Below are 4,228 nucleotides of genomic sequence, written 5' to 3'. Positions count from 1 at the left end.
GCTGCTTAGACGAATAGTAAATTCTGCGACGATACTTCATGTTCAACACTCCATCTCTTCCAAAAGATTAAAGTGTTGCGTCCACCGGTTGAAACCACCGCGGAAACCGGACTTTCGCTGCGGGCGCGAACCAACCCTGCCCAGACATTAGAAGCCGACGTTCAGGCAACCCTGAAACTCGGTTTCACTCTGCACCGCCGCATGACCGCAAGGAGCCCAAGGTGGACTTTGAATGTGGTGGGCAGACAGGAGTAGAAATCCCTTCTATGCTTGTCCCTGCTAACCAACAAAAACTAAATAATAAGGGAGTGAAAAATGACTGTTTTTTTAATTGCCGACGTAAAGGTAACTGACGACGCATGGATTCCAGAATATGCAACCAAGGTTCACGACATAGTTGCAAAACACGGCGGCAAGTATCTATCGCGCAGCGGAAATATCGAAACGATTGAGGGTGAGGGTCTGGATACAACCTTGATCGCTCTCATTCAGTTCCCGTCCCGAGAGGCGCTTGATGCGTTTGCAAATGATCCCGAATACGCTCCGTTCGGAAAAGCGCGACAAGCCGGAAGCGTGAGCCGCTTTCATGTCATCGACGATACGGATCTTGCGGGCGCAATACCGTATCTTCCCGCTGCAGAGTAGCTGTCCCAATTGTGATTAAATGATTTCAAAGAAAGTCTCGGGGGCTCTTAAGTCTGCGAGACGATTTCAATCTAAGGAAAACAGAAAATGGCCAAGGCAATTCATAGCATGATCCGTGTAAAGGACAGGGAGAAATCCGTTAATTTCTATGAAGAGGCTTTCGGCCTAAGTGTGGCAGATACTTTCGATTTTGAAAATTTTACCCTTATCTACTTGTCTAATGAAGAGACCGAATTTGAGGTCGAACTCACCGTCAACAAGGCACAGAGTGGTCCTTATGAACTTGGGGATGGATACGGCCATATAGCGTTCAGTGTTCAAGATATCCATGCGGAACGCGAGAGGCTGTCCGCGCTAGGTTTTCTTCCTGGCGACGTCAAATCGTTCGATCACGACGGAAAAAAGCTCGCTACATTTTTCTTTCTAGAAGATCCGGATGGCTACAAGATCGAAATATTGCAACGCGCAGGTCGATACATCTAGATAACTGATTTACTGCAGTACGATAGCAGGTCAAAGGCCCGCATTGAAGTGCGGCAGCTTTGTCCGCACTGCCGTCACTCGCTTCTCGAAAATGCTGCGCAATGCACGAACTTCTGGTCTGGTGAAGCTGCAATGCGGCGTGAACCGACCTGGTGAATGCCTCCTGTGGGCCGTTCGCGACAACTACACTAAGAGTTGTCTCGGAATTTTTATGCAAACGCAGCATTCGTCACTAAGGGCGGTAAGGAGCCGTTCGCTGCATCAAGCGCTAAAGTCTGCTTTCATGGGTAACTTAGCACCAAAAGGGACGCCCCCGCCGAGGCCTAAAAATGGAATTCCATCATACTAGTTGTATCCATCAAAGTCTTGTCCAGGCAAAATATTGGGAAATTCCGCCATGCTTGAGGATATTTCGGAAAGAATTTTGGTTACTGGGCTCATCACCCATGCATGGGCGTAGCCTTCATTTCCCCATAGTTCGTAGTTCTCTTTTGGATCTTCCTTGATGTCGAATACTTGAGGGAAAGTGTATTTTTGGACGAAAGCGTGGGTGCCTTCGGCCGTTGCAAAATGGACTTTCATGTTACGCCATTTTACGGCCCAAACAATATCTCCCACATAAACAACAACGTGCTCACGCGCGGATTTTTCTGTTTCGTTTAGAAGAAAGGCTGACTGATCTACGCCGTCTATTGGGCGATCCGTGGGCACCAGTTCTGGCGCATTTGCAAAGGCCGCAAACGTCGGAAGCCAATCCAGCGCCGAGACGATTTCGTCTGAAACAACGCCCGCTGGCACCTTGCCGGGCCACCGGATTATTGCCGGAGTACGCAGACCTCCCTCAAACGCCGTGCTAAGTCCTCCACGCCAAGGCCCGTTCGAGCCCCCGACTTCTCCCGTGACAATTCCAGGTGAGGGATAGTTGGCGGCTCCGTTGTCCCCCGTGAGAATAATAATTGTATTGTCTGCAACGCCCGCCTCTTTGATGGCATCAAGAACTGCGCCGATATTCCCGTCGACTTCCAATTTGGTGTCAGCATAAACGCCCGCACCTGACTTATTTTGATAATCGTCATGCACGCCCCAAGGTGGATGGAAATGCGTGAAGCCGAGATAGAGAAAGAACGGCGCGTCTCTGCCCGCATTTCGTTCAATGAACTCGATCGCCCGCTCCGTTGAGCCGTGATCAAGATTGCGTTTGGCTTCGATATCATAGAGTTCGGTTTTTTTGGATGGTTCGCCCTTTTTGCCTTCCCAGAGATGAGGTATCTCGGCGACCGATGGATCGAATTGAGGGGTAGAAGTATAGGCCGCGGCATTTGAACCCTCGTTAATCCCCCACCATTCATCGTAGCCTTGATCGTTCGGCATGCGGCCGACCTTAGAGCCGATATGCCACTTCCCGAAAAGTGCGGTTTTGTATCCAGCGTCGGAAAGGAGTTCGGCAATGGTATATTCCCAAGGGGCCAACCCATCCGGCTCACCTGGAGCGGAAACTTTTTGTGTTCCTGACCGAATTGGTAGGCGGCCAGTATGGATGGCCGAGCGCGACGGTGTACATTGATTTGATACGTTGAAATTTAAAAGCCGCATACCTTCTGCCGCGAGCGCATCGATTTTAGGTGTCGGAGTCGTGCCGCCTTGAATTCCAACGTCGCCCCACCCCCAATTGTCGACGAGCAAATAAACAATATTCGGCTTTTCAGCTTGGGCCATGACCATTGTAGGGAAAAGACTAACAACCGTTGCGGCAATCGCCACTTTTCGTCCAAAATCAATCATATCAAATTCCATTTCCTAGCGTTTAGGCTTGGATAGCAGAAGAATGGGTGCCAAATCACGACAAAGTCGATATTCTGAAAATCAACTGCAAGGAAACAAAGAGGATGTCGCACCTAGCTATACCGATGGTCAGTGCCGCAGAGTTTGCAGCGGTTGCAGCGGCTGTTGATGCACAGTTCGGAGTGGAAGCCACTCACAAAGTATTTTCCCAATACGGGTTTTCCAGAAAACTTTTGGACGAGCCAGAAATGCAGATAGCAAACACTGAGTACATGCGGTTTCTAGAAGCCTGCGCCCGAGTGACTTGTGAGCCCCTTTTGGGTGCCAAGATTGGCGACAGTGTCCCCTTCTCAGACCTGGGCCTTTACGGTCAATATGTTTCAGAAGCGCCCTCGCTCACGGTCGCGCTTGAACGTGCTTCGCGGGCTTTGAAATACCACGAGTCCGGCTCGCGCCTCACCTATCAGATCGAGGGTCAAAGGCTCTCACTGATTTATGTTCCCCCAACACCAAGAGCAATTGGCAGTTGGCATCAAAGCGACGGGGTCGCGGCAATGCTCATAAACCTTGTTAAGGAATACGAAGCCCCACACTGGAAGCCGTCCCAGATCAAAGTGGCAGCCGCGACCAAAGTGCGGCAGGTAGAATTACGAGCGTTTTTTGGTGTTGATATCCAAGACAGCGTCGTTGGAACTGAGGTGACTGGTGAAATTAGCGTTCCTCAGAGTATTAATCGAAGCCGACGGAAAACATTCAATTGGAGCGCGCTTCGTCAGTTGGTTTCAAAACGACCACCGGAAACTTTTGGCGGCACGATGCGTATTCTCACAGGCCCGCTTGCGCGTCGTGGAATCTTCGATTTGTCGCAAATCGCTGATTGCATCGGTGTTGCTCCCCGCACAATACAACGCAGGTTAGCCGCGGAAGGAACGACGTTCGGCTCAATCCTGCAAGGGGCGCGCCGCGAATGGGCCGAGGACTTACTCGTCACCACCTCACTAACAATGCCGGAAATTGCCGGGCTCCTAGGGTACACATCCAAGCAACACTTCATCCGCGCCTACCGAGATTGGTCCGGACTTACACCCGCCTCTCGTCGTAGCAAGAACCGGAACTTCCAATGTGGCCGTGCACAGTAACAAATATCCGCCTGTGCTTGAACCCGCCATTAACTGCGACATGCACCAAGGTCAGCTCTGGGCCGTTCGCGTCATTCTCAATTCGCTGACAGAACAATTTCTTCACCCCAAAGCTACTGAGCCAGGGCAATCTATGTCAATCCGCTCACCCAAAAAAGTGAGGAACCTCGGGCATCTAT

Annotated in this window: 4 protein-coding genes; 3 read left to right on the top strand and 1 reads right to left on the bottom strand. The window is 50.8% G+C overall.

The window, feature by feature from the left end; genetic code table 11:
* Nucleotides 1–315 precede the first annotated feature (315 nt).
* Both AB9F26_RS21900 and AB9F26_RS21895 read left to right on the top strand, forming a co-directional pair.
* A complete protein-coding gene (locus AB9F26_RS21900) occupies nt 316–645 on the top strand; it encodes a DUF1330 domain-containing protein (RefSeq protein ID WP_335586530.1) in 330 nt (109 codons plus the stop codon).
* An 87-nt stretch (nt 646–732) separates the two neighbouring features.
* Complete coding sequence (locus AB9F26_RS21895) at nt 733–1,128, top strand: VOC family protein (protein ID WP_335586531.1); 396 nt, start codon at nt 733–735, stop codon at nt 1,126–1,128.
* Between the two features lie 345 nt (nt 1,129–1,473).
* On the opposite strand, the gene AB9F26_RS21890 is transcribed toward AB9F26_RS21895, so the two are convergent.
* Complete coding sequence (locus AB9F26_RS21890; protein WP_335584404.1) at nt 1,474–2,910, bottom strand: arylsulfatase; 1,437 nt, start codon at nt 2,908–2,910, stop codon at nt 1,474–1,476.
* 104 nt (nt 2,911–3,014) lie between these two features.
* On the opposite strand from AB9F26_RS21890, the gene AB9F26_RS21885 reads away from it, so the two are divergent.
* The gene (locus AB9F26_RS21885; RefSeq protein WP_335584405.1) at nt 3,015–4,049 is read left to right on the top strand and encodes an AraC family transcriptional regulator ligand-binding domain-containing protein; all 1,035 of its coding nucleotides are present in this window, start codon (nt 3,015–3,017) and stop codon (nt 4,047–4,049) included.
* Nucleotides 4,050–4,228: the final 179 nt, after the last annotated feature.

The organism is Falsihalocynthiibacter sp. BN13B15 (genome assembly GCF_041205415.1).
GTDB lineage: Bacteria > Pseudomonadota > Alphaproteobacteria > Rhodobacterales > Rhodobacteraceae > Falsihalocynthiibacter > Falsihalocynthiibacter arcticus.
The sequence above is the reverse complement of the archived record's forward strand: the minus strand, read 5'-3'. Positions and strand labels throughout refer to the sequence as shown.